The organism is Parabacteroides goldsteinii, from assembly GCF_020091425.1.
Classification (GTDB): domain Bacteria; phylum Bacteroidota; class Bacteroidia; order Bacteroidales; family Tannerellaceae; genus Parabacteroides; species Parabacteroides goldsteinii.
The window spans coordinates 4,293,116-4,319,560 of record NZ_CP081906.1 but is presented as its reverse complement, the minus strand read 5'-3'; the positions used below and the strand labels follow the sequence as shown (position 1 = coordinate 4,319,560).

Genomic DNA, 26,445 nt, shown 5'->3' with positions numbered 1-26,445 from the left:
GGTTGAAAAGTAAAAACTAAAGTATGAAGAAAATTAGAGCCGCCATCGTTGGTTATGGCAACATTGGAAAGTATGTGTTAGAGGCCCTGGAAGTCGCTCCTGATTTTGAAGTGGCAGGTGTTGTACGTCGTAATCCGAATGACGTACCGGACGAACTGAAAGCTTATACTGTGACTGACAGTATCACTAAGTTAGATAAAGTAGACGTTGCTGTTCTTGCAACTCCTACCCGTAGTGTAGAGACATACGCAAAAGAAATTCTTTCATTAGGCATCAATACGGTAGATAGCTTTGATATCCATGGAGGTATCGTAGACCTGCGCCGTTCGCTGGATGCTGTAGCCAAAGCACATAATACGGTTGCCGTTATTTCTGCCGGATGGGATCCGGGAAGCGACTCTGTTGTTCGCGCCCTGCTGGAAGCAATGGTGCCGAAAGGTATCACTTATACAAACTTCGGCCCGGGGATGAGTATGGGACATACGGTTGCCGTGAAAGCGATCGAAGGTGTCAAGGCTGCTTTGTCCATGACAATTCCGATGGGAACAGGCGTTCACCGCCGTATGGTTTATATCGAAGTAAAAGACGGTTACGATTTCAAGCAGGTAGCTGCCGCAATCAAGGCTGACGATTATTTCGCACACGACGAAACACACGTAATGCAGGTGGAATGTGTCGACAACCTGCTGGATATGGGACACGGTGTGAACCTGGTCCGCAAAGGTGTATCAGGCAAGACCCAGAACCAGTTAGTTGAATTCGACATGAAGATCAACAACCCGGCTCTTACTGCCCAGATCCTGGTAGCCGTTGCCCGTGCAAGCTTCAAACAGCAGCCGGGTGCTTACACTATGATCGAATTGCCGGTGATCGATATGATCTGCGGCGATAGAGAAGACTTGATTAAACGACTTGTTTAATACATAAATTATGCTCGATTTTATTACCTGGACGGCTGACCCCGCCATCTTTTCCATAGGTTCACGCGAAATTCGCTGGTACGGACTTGCTTTTGCTATCGGTTTCTGGATTGGTTATTCCATTGTAAGCCGTATGTGGAAAAATGAAAAACTTCCTCCTGCATGGATCGATTCCCTGCTGATTTATACCATGGTGGGTACTGTGGTCGGCGCCCGTCTGGGACATTGCCTCTTTTATGATCCCGGATATTACCTGGCTAATCCAATAGAGATTTTCAAGGTCTGGGAAGGCGGACTGGCGAGCCATGGCGGTACGCTGGGTATCGTCATCGCGATCTATTTTTATTCCAGGCGTATCACGCATAAAAGCATGCTTTGGACATTCGATAAACTGGTTGTTCCGACCGGACTGGTGGCAGCTATGATCCGTTTGGGAAACCTGATGAACCATGAGATATACGGTCATCCGACCGATCTTCCGTGGGGTTTCCGTTTCATCGAGAACCTGCATGCCTGGAAAATGGGGGCAGAGCCTGTCTTTACCGTTCCCAGCCATCCGACACAGCTGTACGAGGCATTATGCTACCTGGTTACATTCGGTATATGCATGTGGCTTTACTTTATCAAAAAGGAGTGGAAGCGGGAAGGTCTTATTTTCGGGGTCTTTATGATTTGTATATTCGGCTCGCGTATCTTTATCGAATTCCTGAAAAATAATCAGGAAGCGTTTGAAGATAACATGGTCCTGAATATGGGCCAGTGGCTCAGTATTCCGTTCGTGCTGGCAGGTTGCTGGTTTGTCTGGAGGGCGCTCACAAGGAAGCCGAATAACTATGAAGAGCTAAAAATAAAAAAGTAAAAAGTATAAAATGTACAAATTAAAAGAAATAGCAGATAAGGTATATTATGTAGGAGTAAACGACCGTCAGAAGGCCCTCTTCGAAAATATGTGGCCGCTTCCGTACGGCGTTTCTTATAATTCGTATTTGATCGTAGACGAAAAGACTGTATTGATCGATACAGTAGACGTTTGCTATTCTGATATCTTTTTGAAAAAAATAGCGGATGCGCTGGACGGACGTACGCTCGATTATCTGGTCGTGAACCATATGGAACCCGACCATGCCGGTAGTATCCGCCTGTTGCGCCAGCAATATCCTGATGTGCAGATTATCGGTAACAAGCAGACATTCGGTATGCTGGACGGCTATCATAATATAACGACCGGGCTTTACGAAGTGAAAGAAGGCGATACGCTGAATATCGGCCGCCACCAGCTTTCTTTCTACATGGCTCCGATGGTGCACTGGCCGGAAGTAATGGTGACTTACGATTCAACGGATAAGTTGCTGTTCTCTGCCGATGCTTTCGGAACGTACGGAACGTTGGACGGTGGGGTGATCGATGAGGAGATGAATGTGGATCATTACTGGGAAGAGATGATCCGTTATTATTCCAATATCGTCGGCAAATACGGTAATCCGGTACAGCGTGCTTTGCAGAAACTGTCGGCCCTGGAGATCAACACGATCTGTTCGACACATGGTCCGGTATGGCGCAAATATGCTCACAAGGCAATTGAAATATATGACCGTCTGAGCCGTTATGAAGGGGAGGATGGTGTTGTCGTTATTTATGGCAGCATGTATGGAAATACGGAGCAGATGGCGGAAGCGATCGCTTCCTCTTTGTCGGCAAACGGTGTAAAGAACATTGTGTTGCATAATGTCAGCAAGAGTCCGGCTTCGTATATCCTGAAAGATGTATTCAAATACAAAGGCGTCATTATCGGCAGTCCGACCTATTCAAACAGTCTGTTTCCAGAAGTGGAAGCCATCCTGAGCAAGATCGAGATGCGCGAAGTGAAAAACCGCCTGTATGGCTATTTTGGTTCGTTCACCTGGGCTGGTGCGGCTGTAAAACGCCTAACCGCTTTCGGAGAAAAGATGAAATGGGAAACTGTTGGTACTCCTGTGGAGCAAAAACAAGGTCTGAAAGCCGATAAGTATGAAGAATGCTGGGCTTTGGGAGAAGCTATGGCTAACAAATTGAAAATTGAGAACTGAAAATTTGAAAGGACCGGTTTTCGTCATGTAGAGAATATTATTAACGAAAGATCTAATTAATAAACACAGAAGATTGTCTGTTGATATTGGAAGTTCCTGTAATTTTCAATTTTCAATTTTCAATTTTCAATTAAAAACACTTGTTATGAGACTAATTATTGAACCAGATTACGAGCAACTCTCGAAGTGGGCTGCCAACTATGTAGCTGCGAAGATTAAGAAAGCGAATCCGACAGCTGAAAAGCCATTTGTTCTGGGCCTTCCTACCGGATCATCTCCGCTGGGTATGTACAAGAACCTGATTGAACTGAACAAGCAAGGTGTCATCTCCTTCCAGAATATCATCACTTTCAATATGGATGAATATGTAGGATTGCCGAAAGATCATCCTGAAAGCTATCATTCATTCATGTGGAATAACTTCTTCAGCCATGTAGACATCAAGCCGGAGAATGTAAATATCCTGAACGGTAACGCTCCTGATCTGGAAGCTGAATGTGCTGCCTATGAAGCCAAAATGAAAGCTGTAGGCGGTGTAGACCTGTTCCTGGGTGGTATCGGCCCTGACGGCCATATCGCATTCAACGAACCGGGCTCGTCATTGGCTTCACGTACACGTGTTAAGTCACTGACTACAGATACGATCATCGCTAACTCACGTTTCTTCGACAACGATGTAAACAAGGTTCCGAAGACTTCTGTAACAGTAGGTGTCGGTACGGTATTGGATGCGAAAGAAGTGCTGATCATGGTAAACGGTCACAACAAGGCTCGCGCTTTGCAACAGGCTGTTGAAGGCTCGATCAACCAGATGTGGACAATTACTGCTTTGCAGATGCATCCGAAAGGTATCATCGTAGCTGACGAAGCAGCTTGTGCTGAAATAAAAGTAGGTACATATAACTACTTTAAAGATATCGAAAAAGATAATCTTTGTCCTTGCAGCTTGCTGAAGTAATTGTTGAGTTTTATTTTGCTAAGAAAAACAAAAACCGGAAGGGAATTCTTTCCGGTTTTTTTGTTTTTGTATGTGTTAATTCTCCTTTGATTAGCAATAGTTTTGGAATAAATGCGTTTATATAATTGTTTTGTTCGGAGAACCGACTGGTATTTATTAATTAAACTTAGGAGTGTATCATGAAAAGGATGTTGTATTTATTCGTTTGTTTGTTGATTCTTGCTCTGCCAATTTCTGCTCAGAATCAGGTTGTGGTGGGATTAACAACGGAAGGAAAGGAGCTGAAGGCCCGTAGTTTTGAATTTGACGGAAGGATACGGGATTATAAGATGGATACAACCGGTACTTTTTTTATGGTGAAAATAGGGTATCTGACCAAAAACGAACAATCTTATAAGAACAAAGGTGAACTGGTTGTTATTGATTTTCCAGCAGGAAAGGAGTTGTGGAAAAGAAAGATGAATTATATGACAGATCAGTTTGCATTGCTTCCCGAAGGTGTTTTATTCAATTCGAAAGGAGTGAAAAGTTCTTTGCTGGATTTGCAGACAGGGGGATCGAAATGGAATAAAAAAATCCTACCTTATATATTGGATCGTGAGGACAATAAATTGTGGGCTTACAAAAACGGGGCTTCGAAAAAACTGGAATGTTATGAGATGAATTCCGGAGAACTTTTGTGGACTCGGGAAGTTCCCCATACATATGGCTGGAATTATCACGGACTGGTTGATGATTCGACAAGGCTGATCGTTTCTGACGGGATGCACCTGGTTAATATTAATAATGGATCGGGAGAGAGTTATCCGATGATAACCGGAACAACGAATTATACGGGAGCGGTGGCATTGGGTGCTTTGGGTGTACTGACCGGCGTTTTAACCGGCTTTAGTGCAGTCCCGATTGGTGCTGGAGTTAATGCGGTCGTGGAACTGACTTCGAATGTGTTGAGAGATGATACCTTGTTTTATTTTGCCAATCGCACACAATTACTATGTCTGGATAACCAGCTGAAAATGAAATGGGGATATCCCCTTCCGGAAGATCTGACATCCCACTCGCAACTGTTTGATTATGGTGAGAGGTTGTACATGATCAATTATGGATCAGGCTATCGTACTAACTTGCGGGATTTACCTTCTGTATATGAAAAAAAGATGATGGAAGTCAATATCGGAAGGCCTTTCATTGCCTGCTTCGATAAAAATACCGGGAAAAATATATATCTGAATCAACTGACAAAGAAAAAAGACAGGATTGAAGACGCTTGTCTGAAAGGGGAGCGGAATACATTATATTTATTGTTTGATGATGGAATCTCCTTTTGCCAGTTATCAGATAGTTCGGAAATAGAAGTTTCGTCTTGGGATGAGAAAAACAACGGAAAATTACAGGGGTTTGTGTATAATTCATTTTATATGGAAAATGCAGATAGTATTTCTTTTAACCGGATCACACCGTCCGATTCTGCATCATGCTTCGTTTATAATGATCGGTATGAGATTTTAGAGATCGATGAGCAGATGGAGGTTATTCGCACTTATCAGCCTGAAAGTTTGTTTTTTTCGGATCTGAACTGGGATGGTTATTCTATTATCAGCCGGGGAAGAGCTCAATATCTGATTGATTTCAATAGAAAGAAAATAGCGGAATTATATATTCCGTTCGATTTGTTTGTGATAAAGGATAGAGTGTTTACGTTGAATGAAGAAAGAACTAAACTTTTGGAAATAAGCTTGAAAGAGTTATTCCCCGAGCGGATTATTGAAGATCCGGTAATATAATAAGTGAAAATGTTTGTAATTTAATTTTAGTATTTATCTTTGGTCCGTGTTTATGAGTGAAAACAGACATTGCAGGAGTAGAATCGTTTATGTTTATTGAGATAGAATTTGTGTTTAATATCTAAAACAATTTGTAGTATGAAAAAGATTGCATGTTTATTACTTCTTTTCGTGGCATTTCAGGTGAGTGCACAAGAATTTCATTTTATCCCGAAGATCGGTTTGAATTTTGCCAATATGACAAACTCTGATGGTAGTATGAAACCCGGTTTGAATATCGGGGTAGCCGGCGAAGTGATGATGACTAATAATTTTGCTATTGAACCGGGTATATTTTATTCGATGCAGGGTGCAAAAGGGAAAGGTGAATCTTCTGGTTTAAAGATAAAGAATGATTATTTGAATATTCCTGTTTTATTTAAAGGTTATGTTTATGAAGGTTTTAATTTATTTGCCGGGCCACAATTAGGTTTCAAGGTATCGTCAAAATTAAAGTATTCTAAATCGGGTACTTCTGTTTCTACCAGTGAAGGGAGTGATTTATTTAAATCCGTTGATTTTGCAATCATAATAGGAGCAGGCTATCAATCTTCTATGGGCTTACTGTTTTCATTAAGTTATAATATTGGGTTGGCGAATACTATCAATGCAGATAAGTTCGCCGCATTACCCGGAGGTAGTGGCATGGAAGGTGAAAAGAGCCGTAACGGTGTCCTCCAGTTTAACCTTGGCTGGCGCTTCTAACTAATTTATGCCGGATTTTGCAAACTTTAGGTCGAAATCCGGCTATTATTATATGTAAAAGATCTATTATTTTTGTGGTAATAAATACTATTGCCATGAAATATTCTTTTGTAACGATTTTATTTTTAGCCTTGTCCTTACAATTAGGCTATGGGCAGGATCTGATTTTACCTGTCCCGTCTAACCAGCCCAGTTCGGCACAACAGAAACAGATTGCCCGGAAGTATGGGATGTTTATTCATTTTGGTATTAATACATTCCATGATCAGGAATGGACGGATGGCTCAAAGCCGGCTTCTTCTTATCGCCCTACAGCTATCGATGCCGATCAATGGATCAAAACAGCCAAAGATGCCGGCATGAAATATGTCATATTGGTAGCCAAACATCATGAAGGCTTCTGTCTTTGGGATAGCAAATACACCGAATATGATGTGGCTAATTCGGGGAATAAAACGAATGTGATAGAAGAGGTAGCCAAGGCTTGCAAAAAATATGATATAGGCCTGGGCTTGTATTATTCATTGTGGGACCGTAAGGTGAATGCAGATGTAAAGGATAAAACTCTGGATGCAGCCTACAACGAATATATGATTAAACAACTGAATGAGCTGATCGATATCGTACAGCCATATACTCATATCGTCGAGTTCTGGTTTGACGGGGGATGGGAGAAAGAACATGAGCGCTGGCCTGCAAGAGAGATATATCAGACAATCAAATCAAGGGAACCGGAATGCCAGATCGGTATAAACTGGACAATCGGCCTGCCCGAAAATCCGGATGCTCATCCCGTATTACCGGAAAATCAGAAAGAAGGTTATCCGATCCGTTATTTCCCGAGTGACTTCCGTTTGGGTGATCCGTACCTGCCCGCCGATAATGATCCGAAACTCTTCTCGCATGACGGCAAATTATATTATATGCCCTGGGAATCTACTATCTGTATAAGTGAACGTTGGTTCTACAATACAACTGATAAAAAGTATAAGACGGTAGAAGAGTTAACCGGTCTGTACCACCAGTGCACAAAGAACGACAATATCCTGATCCTGAACTGCCCGCCAAACCGGGAAGGAAAGATACGGGATGCCGATGTTACATTGTTAAAGGAACTACGGAAAAAGATTCAGATGTAGAAATAATAGCACCGACCGGTTTCTGTGAAACAAAAGAAACACAGTTGTGATATGCATTACTTTGCACTTATAAATTGTCTCTTAGTGATTATACATATCTTTGTTATAAAAATCTAATATTTTGATCTGGGCATTATAGGCGGTTTGTGCCGGGCTGTCGGGGTTTAATTCGATAGCCATGAGGTAGTTGTTGAGTGCCTGGCGAATATCGCCCATCTTGCGGTATACGTTTCCGCGCAGATAATACGCTTCATCGTCTGAATCATTTTTTTTGATGTACTCGTCCAACAAATGGAGTGCTTCGTCTGTTTTATTATCGTTGATAAGTTGTCTGATAGTTTCCATATTAAAATAATGTGATATTTTACGGACAAAGATAATTCTGAAGAGGTTACATACATAATAATCACGGTTTAAAAAACTGTTTTTTTGTTACTGATGTACGGTTACGTTAATTATTTGTGTATGTTTGCACTCGATTTCTAAAAAGTGAAAAGTGATTATGCAAAAGAATCTGGTAATAGTGGAGTCACCCGCCAAGGCAAAAACCATTGAGAAATTCCTCGGAAAAGATTTCAAGGTTATGTCGAGTTACGGGCACATCCGCGATTTGAAGACAAAAGAATTTAGTATAGACGTAGAACACGATTATGCTCCGCAGTACGTGATCCCGGCAGATAAGAAGAAGCTGGTTTCCGAATTGAAATCCGAGGCGAAGTCTGCCGAACAGGTATGGCTCGCATCCGATGAGGACCGCGAGGGAGAAGCTATATCCTGGCATCTGTACGAAGTTTTGGGATTAAAACCGGAAAATACAAAACGTATTGTTTTCCATGAAATTACCAAGAATGCTATTTTGCATGCGATTGAAACGCCGCGCGATATTAATATCGACCTGGTAAATGCCCAGCAGGCACGTCGTGTATTAGACCGTATCGTGGGGTTTGAACTGTCTCCTATCTTATGGAGAAAGGTAAAACCGGCTTTATCTGCCGGACGTGTGCAGTCGGTAGCTGTCCGCCTGATCGTGGAACGTGAACGCGAGATCAACGAATTTGTGTCGGAAGCCGCTTACCGTGTCATTGCCAATTTCATACTTCCTGACGGAACAACGATCCTGAAAGCGGAATTGAGCAAGCGTCTGAAGGATAAAAAAGAGGTGATGGAGTTTTTGGAATCCTGCAAAGCAGCCTCTTTCTCTATTGACGAGATCACTAAGAAACCGGTAAAGAAATCACCTGCACCTCCTTTTACTACGTCTACTTTGCAACAGGAAGCCGCCCGCAAACTGGGTTATTCCGTTTCTCAAACCATGATGATTGCACAGCGTTTGTATGAATCGGGATTGATCACTTATATGCGTACCGACTCGGTCAACCTGAGTGACCTGGCATTGGGTACGGCTAAGGAAGCTATTCTGGATATTTATGGGGAGAAATATTATAAATTCCGCCAGTATCATACAAAGAGTAAAGGTGCACAGGAAGCGCACGAAGCGATCCGTCCTACTTATATAAGTAATACGGAAATCAGCGGATCGGCGCAGGAAAAGAAATTATATGAATTGATCCGTAAACGGACGATCGCGTCACAGATGGCTGATGCTGAACTGGAACGTACGACAATCTCTGTTTGCATCAATAATAAGAAAGAAAAATTCGTGGCTGTCGGTGAAGTAATCACTTTCGACGGTTTCCTTCAGGTATATCGTGAAAGTTACGATGACGAAAACGAAAAGGAACAGGAAAACGGTTTATTGCCGCCGGTTGAGCTGCATGAAGTGTTGACACTGAACGATATTGTGGCTACGGAACGTTTTACGCAACGTCCTCCGCGTTATACGGAAGCCAGTCTGGTTCGCCGCCTGGAAGAATTAGGTATCGGACGTCCTTCTACCTATGCTCCGACTATTCAGACGATACAGAATCGTGAGTATGTGATTAAAGGAGATAAGGAAGGGGTAGAACGTATTTATAGCGTGATCACACTTGCTAAAGATAAGATAAAGGAAGTTGACAAGAAAGAGATCGTAGGTGCCGACCGTAATAAGTTGATGCCGACCGATATCGGTACTGTCGTGAACGACTTTTTGATGGCTTATTTCCCGGATGTGTTGGATTATAATTTTACAGCCAGTGTGGAAAAAGAATTCGATGCTGTTGCTGAAGGAGAAATGGTCTGGACGGAAGCGATCGATAAGTTTTATAAGCTATTTCATCCGATCGTAGAAGAAACGGCTGCCATAAAGACTGAACATAAAGTGGGAGAACGCCAGTTAGGTGTGGACCCGAAGACTGGAAATCCTGTATTTGTAAAGATCGGTCGTTATGGTCCGGTCGTGCAGATCGGACAGGCCCATCCGGATGATAAGGAAGCACCGAAACCTCAGTTCGCTACATTGATGAAGGGACAGTCTATTGAAACGATTACACTGGAAGAGGCACTGAAGTTATTCGATCTTCCCCGTACCATCGGTGAATATGAAGGAAAAGATATGGTTGCAGCCGTAGGCCGGTTCGGACCGTTCATCCGTCATGACGGCAAGTTTATCTCTATCCCGAAAGATCTGAATCCGCTTTCCATCACCGCGGAAGAAGCGATCGAACTGATTGATGAAAAACGGAAAAAAGATGAACAGCGTTATTTGAAGAAGTTTGACGAGGATCCAGAATTGGAGATCCTGAATGGACGTTATGGCCCTTACATTACGTATAAGAAAGCCAATTACCGGATACCGAAGACGGTTACCCAGCCGGAAAAACTGACTTATGAAGAATGTATGAAGATCATAACCGAAGCAGCGGAGAAGCCTGCTACACCGAAGAAGCGGACAACCAAGAAAAAAGCGTAAAAGTAAATATCCTTTGGGATAACAAAATAAAAAACCTCCTGGTGATCATTCAGCAGGAGGTTTTTCGTATTATACTTGGTTGTTACATTCTTTCCGGAACCTCGATGCCCAGTAACGACATGCCTGATTTTACGACTTTGGCGACATTTTCAGATAATACCAGACGGAATTGTTTGATTTCCGGATTCTCTTCACGGAGGATAGAGAAGTCGTGGTAGAACTGGTTGTATTCTTTTACCAGGTCGTAAATGTAATTGGCAATATAAGCCGGGCTGTATTCTTTCCCTGCTTCTTTAACTGTTACAGCGTAATCGGCAATCATCTGGACTAACCCTTCTTCTTTTTCAGAGATGGGAGTATTGGCCGGCAATTGTTTCGGTAATACGATGCCTTGTTCAGCAGCTTTTCGTAAAACAGAACGGATACGTGCATATGTATATTGTATGAATGGTCCTGTATTTCCGTTAAAATCAATAGACTCTTTCGGGTTGAAGGTCATATTTTTGCGCGGATCGACTTTTAAGATGAAGTATTTCAGAGAACCTAATCCGACAATGCGGGAAATATTGGCAGCTTCTTCCGGAGTCATTTCATCCAGTTTACCCAGTTCCTGCGAAATTTCATGAGCAGTACCGATCATTTCTTCCATCAGGTCGTCTGCATCGACAACCGTACCTTCACGGCTCTTCATCTTACCTTCCGGAAGTTCTACCATTCCGTAAGAGAAGTGTACCAGACCTTTTCCGAATTCAAAGCCCAGTTTATCCAGTAAGATGGAAAGAACCTGGAAATGATAGTTCTGTTCGTTTCCGACTACATAGATCATTTTATTGATGGGATAATCGTCGAAGCGCAACTTCGCGGTACCGATATCCTGTGTCATATATACGGAAGTTCCATCGGCACGGAGCAGCAGTTTCTCATCCAGTCCGTCCTTGGTCAGATCAGCCCATACGGAACCGTCTTCGCGGCGGTAAAAGATACCTTTTTCAAGACCTTCCATCACTTTTCCTTTCCCTTCCAGATAAGTTTGTGATTCGTAATAGATCTTGTCGAAGTCTACGCCCATCATCTTATAGGTTTCATCAAAACCTGCATATACCCAACTGTTCATCTTTTCCCACAAGGCACGGACTTCTGCGTCGCCGGCTTCCCATTTGCGGAGCATTTCGCGGGCTTCGGCCATCAAGGTCGACTGCGCTTCTGCTTCTTCTTTGGTAAGGCCTTTTTCTTCCAGTTCTTTTAACTCCTGTTTGTAATGTTTGTCAAACAATACATAAAAATCACCGATCAGGTGGTCACCTTTCTTTCCGGATGATTCGGGAGTAACGCCCTCGCCCCATTTCTGCCAGGCAAGCATAGACTTACAGATATGGATACCGCGGTCGTTTACGATATTGGTCTTAACCACTTTGTTACCATTGGCTTTCAAGATCTCAGACAAGCTATAGCCCAACAGGTTGTTACGTACGTGACCCAGGTGTAACGGTTTGTTTGTATTAGGTGAAGAATATTCGATCATCACCAGCGGAGATTGTTCCGTAACGGGAACTATTCCGTATGAAGGTTGCTCATTGATCGTGTTCAGCAAGTCGATCCAGCACGGGCCGGCAACAGTCAGGTTCAGAAATCCTTTGATTACATTGAACTCAGATACGGCCGGTTCGTTTTTCTGCAAATATTCGCCGATTTCCTGTGCTGTTTGTTCCGGTGATTTCTTCGACGCACGGAGGAATGGGAATACAACCAGGGTAAGATGTCCTTTAAACTCTTTTTTTGTCTTCTGTAACTGTATCTGGGCGGCAGGAACTTCTGCTCCGTACAGTTCTTTTATGCCGGCAATGATCGCACCGGTAATCTGCTGTTCAATAACCATATTCTTACTTCTATATATTCGGATTTTATTTTGCCTGCAAAGGTACATGATTATTTTCTAAAAACCTGCGTATGGATATTTTGAATTAGCAGTTTGTCTATCCTTTGCTATATCCTCCAAAAGAGAGGGAACCGAGTTTACATATTTGTTGGTAATATTTACAAATCGTGCAGTATGTATGCTTATTTTTTCATTTTTTGAAAATGAAGTGAAAATAATCATCATTATTTTCAAAAAAGTGGAATCGTATTTGGATTTACTCTTGAAATGAGTCGTAAAGGGGAGTGTTAACGCATAATATCAGAAACAACAATAGAATAGTAATTTGTTTGATAACAACGATCTTTGTAATTGAAGGGAAGAGTGCTATTAGGATTCTTTTTCTTTGAGATAATAATGGATGCTTGAGTTTTGCTGATTTGGTAGCAAGATTTTGGGATACTACCGAAAGTCGGATAAGCACGAAATGTTATGACTTGGGATAGTTTGTATATGCTGATTTAGAAAGTAATGTTATTAATGATTGTAAGCGAATATAAAATATATAGAGTATTAATTTATTGTTTATTGCTGGTTACCTTTTTCGCTTGCGCGGATGAAAGTTTTGTCGGCGAAAACAATAATGGGGAGTTCTTGTCAATTACTGGTATCGGTCCTCTGAATGTGACACATGACGGGACTGCCGAAGATCATATTGTGAGTACCCTTCGTATTATAGAATTTGATCCTGCAACCGGTATTTGTCTGTCAAATGTTCTGTACACGAAAGAGCAGTGGACCAATAACATAATAAAGCACTCAATAAAACAGGGAACTTATGATTTTGTATTTCTCGCCAATGAGGCTACTAGTACATCTGTCCTTAATCAGTTAAACGGAGTTTTAAAATATGGGGATTTAAATAAAATAGCTTATCCTGCAAGTGCTTTTTCTTCTGATCTTGACATTCCTATGATACAGGAAATCAAGAAGGTTACTGTTTTGCCAAAAGGAGGAGGTATTGAATTGAGTGATGGAACGCAACAATCTTTTTTGAAGCTGGCATTGAACAGATTGGGAGTACGAGTCGATGTCGTATTGGAAGCCGAAGATGATTTTGAAGCCGTTTTTACCGGTGTTGTATTCAGCAATATACCTGATTTAGTCCCTTTGACAGCTAATTATAGCGGAAGTATCGGAAGGAGTATCATACGTAAATTTACATTAAGTGAAAATGGAAGTTATTTTTCAGACGGAACTCCTTCTGCTGTGGGAATAACCTGGGCAAAGAATATAAATCGGATTATTTTACCTTCAAGTGAGCCTGTGGATAAATCAGAGAAATCGGAAGCTGTCGTTTTTACTGTTAATATGGGGACTAATTATAATCCTTCCTGTGAGTTGGAGATAAATTCGAATCCGGTAGATTATAGTCTTCCGATGAATAGTAAGCTTGATTTGACGGGTATTATCCGGGATGCTTTGCATGTAAATGTAAAAGCTTCGGATTGGAGTGAATATGATGGAAACTGGATTATATCCGGCAATAAAAAGCTGAATGTTTCACATACACAAGTCAGTATAACCGATTTTAATGGGGCACGGATTTCATTTTGGTCGAATATGCCTGAAGTGAAGGTGTTGCCTGAAGTCTTTATAGGAACGAGTACAGTTACGGCAGAAACAGAAAGTATTTTTAATGATTTGGTGTTGAAAGATATAGATGTAACGGATAATGGAACGACAGTTACTTATGCAACTTCCCGGTTTTCTTATACTTATGATAAAGTTTCCGAATCAGGTTCCGGTTATATGGATATCCTGCTTGATGAGCAGAATGCCGCCGGGCAAAATATATACCGGATCATTTTGTCGGCTGAAGATGAATACGGAGGAAAATTGCAAAAAGAGATAGAAGTGAAAACCAGTCAGTATGGCGGACGTTATGCTTTTACAGAAGGAACAAGGTATGTCGGAGCTTTTTACCGGAAAAATGAAACCGGAGAAAGGGTTGTTACCGGACAGCAGGAAAGGAATAATGACTTGCCGGAATATGACGGACTTACAACATGGAAAGCAACCGTTATCGACGGAGATTTTGTTGTACTAAGTACAACTCCCAGCTTCGATCCGGGCATAGGAACATACAGTCCCGGAAACCCGGAGAAATATCCGGTTACTCCAAATGAATATAAGGGAGAAAGTGGGCGTATGGTAGAAGGTAGAGGACGTATTTATTTCCGTATCGGCCTTAATTCGACGCATAGCGGGGACAAGCCGAGATATGCCCTGGTTTTGGTGGAACGGTATGGAGGTATCTGGGGAGGTGGATATTGGACGTATAAAGATTCCGTCTTTATTTGGCAGGGAGAAGATCCGGATTATATTTTAAGGCCAGGCACTGAGGATGCGATAACCTCGGGGCAGTTGCAAGACCAGCCGCGCAATGCGGCCAGAATGTTTTCACCGTTTAACTTGACCGCTCCTGAATTTAAAAATGGTGGTGAGGCTGCTAATTATCAGGTCGGTCATAAAAATGGAGTTTTTGTTAAATATCCCAGTCAGGCTGGTGCCTTCTTTCAGTGGGGGCTTCCTGACAGTACGCATTTGGAACCGTATTTTCGCCAGGCTTATCATCCGGTTAATCCGGTGATTGCGTCTTACTGGAACAAGACGTTACAGTTTTTAACGACCAACAGTAGACTATTTTTACCAGTATGGAATACTGCAACAGGAACAGCTGATCCGATATATGACTATGGTTATAAAGATATTTTTGAGATTTGTCCGGAGGGGTATCATCGCCCCAGTGATGGATATACTGACCGGATTTCCTGGAATGGTCTGTATCCTAATATGGTTAAGTATGTGAATGGGGTGAAGGTCGGTACTGCATATGTTGATGTGTTTGAAAAACAAAAGGATACAATCGCAGTAGACCACGGGGAGAATATTGCTTATTCTGAATGGAGGCAGTCGCTTTTCAAAAATCCATTGGCCGGTGATGCTGCGCGATTGGAAAATATAGGAGGATGGGACGGATCATCGGAAAAAAATGGTATTAAAATAGATCGAGAACCTAATTTTTGGCAGGATCCGAATGATACGGAAGAAGCGAAAAGGCACATCACTTTTGCTTTCGGTTTTTATGCAGACGGCTATTTTGACCGCCTTCCGGTTATAAAAAAAAGTGAGTATTCTTTTGGGGTATCTGTTGATAATGCACAGGTTGCTTATCGTGGTATTTTAGTTTATAATAAAGATAATGAGAATGCTTCGGTTTTCTTCCCTTCAGCGGGGAGACGGGCTTCTGTTTCCGGACAGGTTGAATTTTCAGGTTCGACAGGTTATTACCAGTCATCGTCTATCGGTCCTTATTCTGCGAATACACCTCAGAGTGTGTGGAGTATTAGTTTGGGGAAGTGGCCTAATCCGGGGCTCTATTACCAACTACCGACTTTTGCAGAATCAGCCCGTTGTGTCAGGGATGAAACTCTTTCCCCAAATCGTTGACGACTATGTTTTTTGAAGGTAATAAAATGAGGAAAATTATAATACATATAAACTATCTGTTTCTTTTAGCTATTCTGCTATTTGTGACCAGTTGTGAACATGAGGTTTTGATATCGGAAGATCCAGAAGAAATAGTAGATGATAAAGTAAGAATTGAGATTTTTACCCGTGCAGATTCATATAAGCTTCCTGTTACCAAAGGTTTGAATGATGAAAACACGGTAGGTATTACTCCTTGGATACTAGTGTTTAAAGGAAATAATGAAGCTTCTGCAACTTTTGTAGAAGCTGTCCAGGCTTTTGAACTTATAGGGAAGAGATATGTTTTGCTTACTAGGCAACCTTCTGGTACGAAGTATCATTTATTAATATTGGCGAATCCGCAGAGTGAATTTTATTATGGAGATGCCGATTCGGGATATGAATTTGAAATTGAGAGTTTTACAGCTAATCTGAAAGTTGGTGTAACGACTTTGTCAGAGGCATGTTCCAACTTATTAACTGAGCCGTTGGCTATTCCTGCACAGTCGGTTGTTCCTTATAGTGGCGAAGGCGAGACAATTCCTATGAGTTACCTGTTAGAGGTTGATGAGATAAATAATTCGACAAGAATAGAGAATACAGATGGCAGTTCTTTGTTATTGAGCCGGGTTGTGTCTAAAATAGCCATAGTCAATGCTGCATCTAATTTCGATTTCACAGGCATTACGGCGATTGTGAATGTTCCGCGTCAAGGACAGTTACATAAATCCGATGGTGCTGTTTACAATACCTCAGGTTTAACTGAATTACGTTATGATGCGAGCTATTCGTCTCCTTTAATCGCAACCTCTGCTGTTTCCGGCGGTCAAAGTACGGCGGACAAGCCGATTTATTTATATGAATCGCCTGTATCTAATAATACTTATTTTATTATTCAGGGTACTTATGAAGGGCGTAATTATTTTTATAAAATAGCGATCGTGGATGATAATCTGACTTTGATGAATCTGGTGCGTAATAAGTTATATACGTTTACTATAAACAAAGTTCATGGGCCGGGATTTGATACGGTTGCCGATGCTAAAGTTTCCAAGCCATCGAATACGGCACTTGATTATAGCGTACTGGTCGATGATAGTAATACATATGAGATAATAGCCAATAATGATTATTATTTGGGCGTAAGTAACTCCGTCTTTTTTGCTTATACGAATGAAACTGCCGAATATGAGGCTTTTAGGATAATAACCGATTGTAAGACTATTTTTCCAAATTCGAATAAGATAAGTGATGAAAGAAGTTTGGCTGATTATGCATATAGATTGGTTTCTCCTTTTGGGATTTTTATTGCGGGGGCTGGTTCTTCGGACCCTAATGTAACTCCCGTAAATGTGGAAGTAAAAAATTATTTACAGTTTTATGATGAATTTCAGTTTAATCAGGAGGGTACAGCACTTAGACAAAATGCTTACATCACACTTAAGCTAGGAAATCTGGAGAAGCAGATCCATATTAATCAGAGAAAGGCTATTAATGCCGGAGGGGAGACGATACAATATATGCCGACGACAAACAGGGACCCTCAGTATAGAAAGGTAAACTATACTTGCTTGTCTGGCTATGTGGAAGATAATGCGGTATATAGTCCTAAAAACTGGATAAAGTTGCGTCCTTCTTCCGGTGAAGAACGAAATGATACGGATAATATCACAGTAGATGACGGAGCAATATTTATAGAAGTTTTGCCTAATCCGGGCACAGATACGCGAAACGGAATTGTGTATTTGACAACTATTGATAATAATTCATCATCCGGCATGGCGACACAGCGTATTAAAATAGATATAACTCAGTTAGGAAACAGTATTTCCGTAAATTAAAAGTAATATAGATGAAAAGAGCCTTTATACTCCTGTTCTTCATGCTCGGATGCCTGGTCATCGAGAGTAAAGCGCAGAAAATTGCAGTCAAAAGCAATCTATTATATGATGCAACGACGACGGTGAACTTGGGATTGGAATTTGGACTGGCCCGTAAATGGACATTAGATATTCCTGTCAACTATAACCCGTGGAAACCGGATAATGGCCGCCGCTTGCGTCACTGGGGCGTACAACCGGAGGTGCGTTACTGGTTTTGCGAAAGTTTCAACCGTACGTTCGTAGGGTTGCATGGACATTATGCCGACTTCAATGTCGGTGGCTTGCCGGGTATTTTCAGCAAAAATATGCAAAAGAACCGGTATCAGGGACATCTGTATGGAGGCGGTATTTCGGTCGGGCATTCCTGGATATTGAAAAAACGTTGGAGTATAGAAGCGTCTGTCGGTCTGGGATATGCACGTATAGAATATGAAAAATATCCTTGTGCGGAGTGCGGCTCTAAACTGAAAGATACCGGACGAAATTATTTCGGCCCGACGAAAGCAGCTTTGTCAATTATTTATCTGATTAAATAAAAGAAGAATGATGAAAAGAAATATACAATTCATTATATGCCTGCTGGCTTTTACCTGTCTGAATGTTCTTCAGGTAAAGGCACAGTCGCGCTCTTTTGAAGGAAGTATTACGGTAAATCCCGTACGGCTGGAACAGGTGGGAGACTCTCTTTATATAGATATGGACATCGTCCTGAATGGAGTGAAAGTCAAATCGACTCGTGGTGTGGACCTTATCCCGCAGCTGGTTTCTTCAGAAAAGAGTTGTAATCTGCCTGAAGTAACAATGAAAGGGAGAGATGAATATCGGGTTTACGAACGTTCGCTTTCTCTGATGAATGCGGCGGAGAAAGCCGGTTATGAAAAACCTTATATTGTTAAGCGAGTGCATAGGCCGACAAGCGAAACGATTCAATATCGTTATATCCTTCCTTATGAATCATGGATGGCTGATGCCCATCTGGATATTCAACGAGATGAATGCGGTTGTGGTGAGACATTATTGATGAAAGTGGAACCGGTTGTAGACAGAGTAACACTGGAATATATACCGGAACCCTACGCTATTGTACCGCATATGGCTTTTATTAAACCGGTAGTCGAAGAAATTAAACGCCGTGATATACAGGTGGAAAGTTTTCTGGATTTTGAGGTGAATAAAGTAGATATTCGTCCTGAATATATGAATAATCCCCAGGAACTGGCTAAGATACGGACGATGATCGATGAGTTGAAGTCGGATCCGAGTGTTGAAGTTAAAAGTCTGGATATTGTAGGATATGCTTCTCCGGAAGGCTCGCTGGCTAACAATAAGCGTTTGTCCGAAGGACGTGCGATGGCATTACGTGACTATCTGGGTTCCCGTTATGACTTCCGCAGGAATCAGTATCAAACCATTTTCGGGGGTGAAAACTGGGACGGTCTGGTGAAAGCACTGGAAGCCGGAGATATGGATTATAAGGAGGAGGTGCTGGCTATCATTGATAACTATCCGCTTGAAACAGAAAGAAAAGCGAAGTTGAAACAGCTTCAGAGCGGTATGCCTTATCAATATTTGCTGAGAAATGTATATCCGCGTCTGCGTGTTGCTGTTTGTAAAGTCAACTTTAACGTAAAGAACTTTGATGTGGAAGAAGCGAAGGAAGTTATTAAAACGCGTCCGCAGAACCTGAGCCTGAATGAAATGTTCATGGTTGCCAATAGTTATCCGGCCGGCTCACATGAGTTTGTCGATGTATTCGAAGTGGCTGTACGGATGTACCCGGAAAATGAGATAGCCAATATGAATGCGGCAGCGGCAGCTATCTTGCGTAAAGATCTGGTTGCGGCCGAGCGTTATCTGAATAAGGTGGATTCAAAAGAACCTGAATATATTAATTCACGCGGTGTAGTAGCTTTATTGAAAGGAGACTATAAACAAGCTGAAAAATATTTGAAAGCAGCCGCAGGTTCAGGACTGGAAGCAGCCAAAGATAATCTGGATGAATTGGCAAAGAAAAAGGCGAATATTGCTGAGATTGAGAAGACAATTAGATAAATAAATGAGTGAAAATTACTAATTAAAATTGAGTGAAATGAAAAAGAAGAATCTTTTTATGTTTGCGCTTGCATCCTTTATGTTTGCAGCGTGTAGTGAAAATCTGCCGGATGGTGGAGATGACGGCGGCGGTACTGGAGCAGGAGGTGATGCTTGGGTTTCTCTGAATGTTGTGACAACGACAACTACCAAGGCTTTGCATAATCCTGATCAGGAAAATGGTACGGCTGATGAATCGAAAGTCAATACAATGATGGCTCTTTTCTTTGATAGCCATCTTACAGGATCGAATAATCCGGCATTGTTGACTAAATTGTCATGGGGGACGGGAGAGCCTGAAATAGGAACTCCGGGACAGCCTGACGGAACCCCGACAAAGGCTTTTAAAGTGGATAAGAATTCGAAAGCTTTTATGATCATATTAAATCCATCTACTGAATTTACAACAAATGTGGCTTCTGCCAGTACATTCGATGATGTAAATAAAATTATTGCTAAGACTAGTGTAGGTGCAGTTATCGGCGGTACAAATCAGAATAACTTTATGATGACCAATGCCAAAGGCAAGCTAGAACCGACAACGGTTACAGATGCAGGTGGTTCGGTTACTGTAACAGATAATGATCTGGTAACTTATGCGACTGCAGGTGAGGCGGAAGGCAAACCTTATAAAGTTACCGTAGACCGTGTAGCTGCAAAAGTTCGTTTGTTTGCGGATGTTAATTATCCGCAATCCACCTTGGATATTAATACTGTCGGATGGACATTAAATGTGACGAATAAAAAATATTACCCGATGTCTGAGAGAACTAAGACGTGGTTGGAAACAACGGCTCGTGGTTGTATCACTCCGTTTGATAAATGGCATTTCGGTTCTTACAGGGTAGACCCGAACTATGATGGGCAGAAAACGTCTATGGCGGATATAACAACCACTCCATATACGGAGAATTATGATTATTATACGCATGCTACTGTATTGCCATCGACTTGGGTCGCTGCAACAGCTGACTCTACAGGTCCCAATGCCTCTAAGATCCCGGCTTTGTATTGCCTGGAGAATACGCAGGAAGAAGCTGACAACTATCAAGCCTACACTACACATGTTTTGTTGAAGGTGGAAAGTCAGCCTAAAGGGTTGTTGCTTCCGGATAATGACGATAATTATACTGGCGGATCCTATGATGGAGATGCTAACAGCGATGACGATGTGGATGCTTCAGGAAATGTTAAACCTGGAAGTGACTGGATTCAGATTGGTACTAATGGGTATTATTCTTACAAATTGGTTCAGAAGTACATTGAGGCGGAATTAACGTCAAAATATAAGGATAAAGACCCGGATAATTACCTTCAGACTACGGTTACCAATTCATTTGGTGCTTACATTGATTCTTTAGTGAAATATAATGTATCAGGTGTGGATCCTGTTACTCTTCCTACCAAAGTTCAGTTTGATGCTAAAATTTCTGATGGAACTTATGCTTCTGTGGAGGATGGAGCGAAGAAAATTGCAGCAGAATTCTATCAAACTGAAATTATAGCACATGGAGCAGCCGCTTATGGAAATGTATATTATTACAAAGGAGGAGAAGGCTATCATGTTATTATGATTAAGCATGATAATGATACGGATAACACGAACAATAAACTCGGAGAGTTTGGCGTGGTGCGTAATTCTGTATATGACATTGCTATCAAGGATATAAAGACTCCGGGTTATCCGACTATTCCTGAACCGGATCCAGGCAAGAAAGATGAAGAAGAAGAAAGTTTCATCTCTGTTGAAATTGGCATCAATCCTTGGACTTGGTATAGACAAGAGATAGATTTATAATTACGAAATCTTTTTAATATAAAAGGAGGTGAATTCTAAGTCCTCTCCAAACAATATCTATAAAATCTTACCCAAGTTTACGAACATTAACGTATCCTTGGGTAAGTTCGTATATAGACATAATTACTCTTCAGAAGTGTATAGCTACTTCCTAAACCTAAGATGTTTTCGAAATTAAGGGCCTTTTTATTATACGACTAATGTTACAAATGGAGTCTGTCTTCGTATCACAGCAAAAGACCTTGCTATGATTTTGGCTCTTACAGCATTGATTACAGATGCTTTATGTTTCCCCTCCGCTATTTTCCTTTTATAATATGCTTTCATCTGCGGATCCCAAGAGATGGCAGTAATAGCTGCCCGGGTAAGGTACACTTTTACTTCTTTGTTAGCCAATGGAGAAGTCTGCGTTTTTCCCCGTATGGAAATACCTGAAGTATGTTCAAAGGGAGCAACCCCGCAATAACAAGCAAACTTCCTTGGGTTGTCAAATCTTTGAAAATTGTTAGTAACACACAGTAATACAATGGCATTGATTATCCCTACACCTTTTATACTTCTTAATAACAAGTAGTTTGTGCAAAGAGAACAACTAGCGGCTATTAGTTGCTCCATAGCCTCTTCCACCTGCAGGATCTTTTCTTTTATCGACTTGAGCTGCTCTTCCAAAAAAGAAATGGAGTCTGTCACATCAGCCAACTTGGCCATCTGGGAGAATGTTTCCAATAACTTTATGCTTGATACTTTTTGCTTGACCAAATTGTCACGTATAATAATCCATCCCCGCAGTCTCACCAAGTCTTTGTCAGGCAATTTGTATAACTCTAGTTTTCGATAGTGTAATACCGCATAGTTCGCTATTCTTTTAGCGTCAATGCGGTCATTTTTGCCTCGTTGCAAGCCTATGGACTTCTTGATGGTCAACGGGCAAACCAAAGCTAGGGAAAAACCCATAGAGGCACTGGAAACAGATAACTCTGTGACATAACTTCCCATGTTTTCAGCACAGAACAAGAGTTTGGATAAAGAGAGATGATAACCTGCTATCCAATCTAATAAAGATTGGATCCCTTCTGAAGTGTTATCAAAAGACTTGTGAGACAACTCTTTTTCGTCCGCAGACATTAAGGATGCATCGAAAGTTTTTTTCCCTACATCAAGACCTACAAAATGAGAATAATTCATAACTTTGTATTTACAGTATTAAACATGAAGGAGAAACAGCTAATACATTTATTAGGTCGTGAGCCTACAATTCTAACTGGCTAGGTTCTCCAATTAAGAGAGTTGCAGTCTGATTCAGCCCATAGTCATTTAAGACTAGTGTCAAAGTTAGTTCACTGCAACTCTTCTTTTCAAATATACACTTATATTTTTATTGGGATATTTAATACTGCAAATGTAAATGTGTCAAAAGTCACTATCCTGTCATCCCGGGCTTGTCCCGGGATCGCATATTAATAATGTATTTAATCTAGTATGAGTTGGCGGATCAAGTCCGCCATGACAAAACAGACTTTTGTGACACCCCCCTTTATTTTTAGCAAAAGAGTTGCCGGAGACTTGATAAAACTCTGGGATTTATATTTGACGGAACAGACAGTTCTGTCCACTGAATTGGAAATAACGAGAAAAGAAGAAATATCTTTTCCTCTATATATAGAATAATTAGAAAACTGAAAAATATGAAGCTAAAAAGCCTATTACGTCACATAGCCATGTGGTTTGTCCTTATCGGCCCCCTGATAATGACTTCATGCGATAGCTTTAACGAAGATCTGCTGGAGTGCCGTTTGTTTGTTAAGTTTAAGTATGATTACAATATGGAATTTGCTGATGCATTCCATTCGCAGGTGGATAAAGTGGAGCTTTATGTATTTGATAAAGACGGCAAGTTCCTGTTTAAACAAGCAGAGGAAGGGAGTACATTGGGAACAGGCTGTTATTTGATGGAAGTTAAGTTACCTGTCGGACAATACCAGTTTATGGCATGGGCAGGTGCACATGATTCATATGATATAACATCGTTGCAGGCAGGTGTTTCCTCCATCGCTGACCTGAAGCTGCAATTGAAACGTGAGGAAACACTTATCATCGATAAAGAACTCGAGCCGCTTTGGTATGGTGAGATTAATAACGTGGACTTTACCGGTACCACCGATCAGACGGAGGTCATCAACCTGATAAAAGATACCAATAAAGTACGGTTTGTTTTTCAGGGAAGCAATGAAGACTCCTGGGGGGTAGATGTGAATGCCTATACCTATGAAATAATCGAATCCAACGGTTATCTGGCACACGATAATTCGCTGCTTGGAGATGATAATCTTAGTTTCCGTCCTTATCATATCGAACAAAAGAATCTGGCAGCAGGTATTGTCGAACTGAATACGATGCGGTTTCTTGCGAACCGTAACGCCCGTTTTGTGGTAACAGAGAAGGCTACAGGTAAAAAGGTATTCAATATCAATCTGACCGATTTTCTGGTGATGACAAAAATCGAAGGGCATAATATGAGCGCTCAGGAATATCTCGACCGGGAGAGTGAATATAAGATCGTCTTTTTCTTTGCCGACAACGATCCCTGGCTGGTCCTTCAGATTAATATTAACGGATGGACCTGGTATTTCCAGCATGAGGGTGGTCTTTGATCGCATAATTCATTTGATTTACTCTATTCGTGCTGTGCGGAGCGGATGGTCTGCAAATTGAGAGTATATATGTTTGACGTATTCTCGTTGTTGCGGAAAATGAAATTAAGATAACAGCAGTTGCTTACAAAGAGGCTTTCTGGAGTCGCCTGGTGCGGCATGAGAACCATAAATGCAATGATAATTGATTGAAAAGCAGGATCTTTGTAATGTGATAGATGAAACGGGACCGAAGTCCCGTAATCATGTTTTGTTCGGAATAACAATGTAAATGTGTCAAAACTAAGGCACATCTCCTTTTTTATCTTAAAAATAGTCGTTCCTCTTTTTTTGTCTATGCGACTATTTTTTCAGTAATTAGGTAATAAGGCTTAATATTCGTCGTATGTTGAGCCACACGTGGTCTGATAAAGATAAATATAGTGTGTGTACTCCTTCTCTTTCCTGCTTTTAGTAGTTTTGTACACATCTTTTTGATATTAAAAGCTATAGCAAAGAAGGCAAAGTCCATTGTAACCTTGTCTTCTCCCACATGCCGGAACCTTTTGTATGCCATGTTGTGTTTCATTTGTCCAAAAACTGCTTCCGGTTCTATACATCGCCTTCCCCTATGCCTGATGCCTTCTTTCGAGAGTAACCTTTCCCGTGCCTGCCGTTTGTATTGGTTTAACCGGTGGTTGACTTCTATAATACGGTTCCCCCGGGCTTTAAAGCAACTGCCACGTAAAGGACACCCTTCACATCTTTGTGCTTTATACCGGGCACTTTCGGTGATGTATCCGCTAGCTGTTTTGTCACGCCTGGTTCCTATACGGTTCATGTGCTGCCCCATAGGACAAACGTAATAATCCTCTTCCGCATTGTAATAGAGACTCTCCGCATGGAATGGATTGGGGGTATAACGGGGACGCTGTTCTTTATGGAAGTAGTTGTACTTAACAAAGGCTCCTATCCCATTATCTTGCATGAACCGGTAATTTTCTTCCGAGCCGTAACCGGAGTCTGCCACACCGACAGTCGGTAAGCGGTTATAGCGTTGCTCAAAGGAGTGGAAGAAAGGTATGAGGGTCAGTGTATCGGTTGGGTTGGGAAACAGTCGGAAGTCTATGAGGAATTGGTTCTGGGTACCTATTTGCAGATTATATCCGGGCTTGGTCTGTCCGTTTCTCATGGCGTCCTCTTTCATGCGCATGAAGGTGGCATCAGGATCGGTCTTGGAATAGGAGTTGCGTTCTCCAAGAGTGTCAAGATGGTTGTCGTATTCCATCAACTTGTCACGGTACTCCTCAAGTTCCCGGACCTGTTTCTTCTTTTCCCGGATGACTTTCTTTTGTTCCTTGTCCTTTGTTACAGGCTGGTGTTCCAGCACCTCTTTAAGTTCATTCACTATATCTGAGAGCATGGCGGGAGTGAACTCTACGGGTGTGTCTTTGGCGGAGTTCTCTTGGGCTATGGCTTCATCCACCTGCTCCAGGAGAATGCGGATCTTATCCATCAGCTTTGTACGGTTCTTTTCGACTGTCTTGCGCCAGACAAAAGTATATTTGTTGGCTCTGGACTCAATCTTGGTACCGTCAATATACTCTACGTCAAGGCTGATGAAACCTTTGTCGACAAGGACAAGAACCAACTGCGTGAATACATTATTTATCTCTTCTTTTACACGATTACGGAAACGGTTGATGGTTATAAAATCCGGATGTTCATTACCGGAAAGCCAGATATAATGAATGTCACGTAGGAGAAGCTTCTCTATTTTGCGGCACGAATAGATATTGTTCATGTAGGCGTAGATAATCACCTTAAGCATCATTTTAGGATGATAAGGACAACGACCGGTTGCTTTATAAAGCTTCTTGAAATTGTCAAGATTGAGATTATCAACAACAGTATTAACTATGCGAACCGGATCGTTCGCTGCTATGTTTTCATCAATTCTTCCGGGAAAAAGAACTGTTTGGTTGGGAATGTAAGGACGAAAATGTAACTTTGCCATAATGAAAAACTTTATGCCTAAAGATACAAAAACTTTGGGTAATAACAAAGCCCGGGCTTGTGAAAGTCTGGGCTTTGTGCATAAAAAAAGGTTGTGCCAGCGTTTTGACACAACCTCTTAATATTAATACTAGTGTGGGTTCCAGGGGGCAGTGATGTTCTCTGGAATTATTTTA

18 protein-coding genes are annotated in these 26,445 nt (G+C 41.5%); 14 read left to right on the top strand and 4 right to left on the bottom strand.

The window, feature by feature from the left end; all coding sequences use genetic code 11:
• Window positions 1-23: 23 nt before the first annotated feature.
• The 7 genes from K6V26_RS18620 (at window position 24) to K6V26_RS18590 (ending at window position 7,611) form a co-directional block, all read left to right on the top strand.
• Window positions 24-920: a diaminopimelate dehydrogenase gene (locus K6V26_RS18620; protein WP_048315177.1), complete on the top strand. Its 897-nt coding sequence runs from the start codon at window positions 24-26 to the stop codon at window positions 918-920.
• Between the two features lie 10 nt (window positions 921-930).
• Window positions 931-1,779, top strand: coding sequence for a prolipoprotein diacylglyceryl transferase (gene lgt / locus K6V26_RS18615; protein WP_010801874.1), 849 nt, complete (start codon window positions 931-933; stop codon window positions 1,777-1,779).
• Window positions 1,780-1,789: 10 nt separating this feature from the next.
• Window positions 1,790-2,986 carry an FprA family A-type flavoprotein gene (locus K6V26_RS18610; RefSeq protein WP_010801875.1) on the top strand — a complete coding sequence of 399 codons (1,197 nt, stop codon included), beginning with the start codon at window positions 1,790-1,792 and terminating at the stop codon, window positions 2,984-2,986.
• A 145-nt stretch (window positions 2,987-3,131) separates the two neighbouring features.
• A complete protein-coding gene (gene nagB / locus K6V26_RS18605) occupies window positions 3,132-3,944 on the top strand; it encodes a glucosamine-6-phosphate deaminase (RefSeq protein WP_048315180.1) in 813 nt (270 codons plus the stop codon).
• A 179-nt stretch (window positions 3,945-4,123) separates the two neighbouring features.
• Entirely contained in the window at window positions 4,124-5,728 is a 1,605-nt protein-coding gene (locus K6V26_RS18600; RefSeq protein ID WP_046145427.1) for a PQQ-binding-like beta-propeller repeat protein, read from the top strand.
• A 138-nt stretch (window positions 5,729-5,866) separates the two neighbouring features.
• Entirely contained in the window at window positions 5,867-6,472 is a 606-nt protein-coding gene (locus tag K6V26_RS18595; protein ID WP_048315182.1) for a porin family protein, read from the top strand.
• A gap of 95 nt (window positions 6,473-6,567) precedes the next feature.
• Window positions 6,568-7,611, top strand: a complete 1,044-nt coding sequence (locus K6V26_RS18590) for an alpha-L-fucosidase (RefSeq protein WP_048315184.1) — start codon at window positions 6,568-6,570, stop codon at window positions 7,609-7,611.
• An 81-nt stretch (window positions 7,612-7,692) separates the two neighbouring features.
• Here the strand turns inward: K6V26_RS18590 and K6V26_RS18585 are convergent, their stop codons facing one another.
• Entirely contained in the window at window positions 7,693-7,956 is a 264-nt protein-coding gene (locus K6V26_RS18585) for a tetratricopeptide repeat protein (RefSeq protein ID WP_007655146.1), read from the bottom strand.
• 157 nt (window positions 7,957-8,113) lie between these two features.
• Here K6V26_RS18585 and topA point away from each other — a divergent pair, with 157 nt between their 5' ends.
• Window positions 8,114-10,462: a type I DNA topoisomerase gene (topA, locus tag K6V26_RS18580; protein WP_048315186.1), complete on the top strand. Its 2,349-nt coding sequence runs from the start codon at window positions 8,114-8,116 to the stop codon at window positions 10,460-10,462.
• An 82-nt stretch (window positions 10,463-10,544) separates the two neighbouring features.
• On the opposite strand, the gene argS is transcribed toward topA, so the two are convergent.
• Window positions 10,545-12,338: an arginine--tRNA ligase gene (argS, locus tag K6V26_RS18575; RefSeq protein WP_046145426.1), complete on the bottom strand. Its 1,794-nt coding sequence runs from the start codon at window positions 12,336-12,338 to the stop codon at window positions 10,545-10,547.
• A 519-nt stretch (window positions 12,339-12,857) separates the two neighbouring features.
• Here argS and K6V26_RS18570 point away from each other — a divergent pair.
• From K6V26_RS18570 to K6V26_RS18550, 5 genes are read left to right on the top strand one after another with little or no spacing between them, the layout of a single operon-like run.
• Window positions 12,858-15,830 carry a hypothetical protein gene (locus K6V26_RS18570; protein WP_224263533.1) on the top strand — a complete coding sequence of 991 codons (2,973 nt, stop codon included), beginning with the start codon at window positions 12,858-12,860 and terminating at the stop codon, window positions 15,828-15,830.
• A 5-nt stretch (window positions 15,831-15,835) separates the two neighbouring features.
• Window positions 15,836-17,692 carry a BACON domain-containing protein gene (locus K6V26_RS18565; protein ID WP_224263532.1) on the top strand — a complete coding sequence of 619 codons (1,857 nt, stop codon included), beginning with the start codon at window positions 15,836-15,838 and terminating at the stop codon, window positions 17,690-17,692.
• 11 nt (window positions 17,693-17,703) lie between these two features.
• Entirely contained in the window at window positions 17,704-18,270 is a 567-nt protein-coding gene (locus tag K6V26_RS18560; RefSeq protein ID WP_007655137.1) for a DUF3575 domain-containing protein, read from the top strand.
• Between the two features lie 7 nt (window positions 18,271-18,277).
• Complete coding sequence (locus K6V26_RS18555) at window positions 18,278-19,786, top strand: DUF3868 domain-containing protein (RefSeq protein ID WP_195584152.1); 1,509 nt, start codon at window positions 18,278-18,280, stop codon at window positions 19,784-19,786.
• A gap of 37 nt (window positions 19,787-19,823) precedes the next feature.
• The gene (locus K6V26_RS18550; protein WP_195584154.1) at window positions 19,824-21,623 is read left to right on the top strand and encodes an Mfa1 family fimbria major subunit; all 1,800 of its coding nucleotides are present in this window, start codon (window positions 19,824-19,826) and stop codon (window positions 21,621-21,623) included.
• A 189-nt stretch (window positions 21,624-21,812) separates the two neighbouring features.
• Here the strand turns inward: K6V26_RS18550 and K6V26_RS18545 are convergent, their stop codons facing one another.
• Entirely contained in the window at window positions 21,813-22,808 is a 996-nt protein-coding gene (locus tag K6V26_RS18545) for an IS110 family RNA-guided transposase (RefSeq protein WP_046145281.1), read from the bottom strand.
• Window positions 22,809-23,308: 500 nt separating this feature from the next.
• Between K6V26_RS18545 and K6V26_RS18540 the strand changes: the two genes are divergently transcribed.
• Window positions 23,309-24,274, top strand: a complete 966-nt coding sequence (locus K6V26_RS18540) for a FimB/Mfa2 family fimbrial subunit (protein ID WP_195584156.1) — start codon at window positions 23,309-23,311, stop codon at window positions 24,272-24,274.
• A 334-nt stretch (window positions 24,275-24,608) separates the two neighbouring features.
• Here the strand turns inward: K6V26_RS18540 and K6V26_RS18535 are convergent, their stop codons facing one another.
• Complete coding sequence (locus K6V26_RS18535; RefSeq protein WP_224263243.1) at window positions 24,609-26,270, bottom strand: IS1182 family transposase; 1,662 nt, start codon at window positions 26,268-26,270, stop codon at window positions 24,609-24,611.
• Window positions 26,271-26,445: the final 175 nt, after the last annotated feature.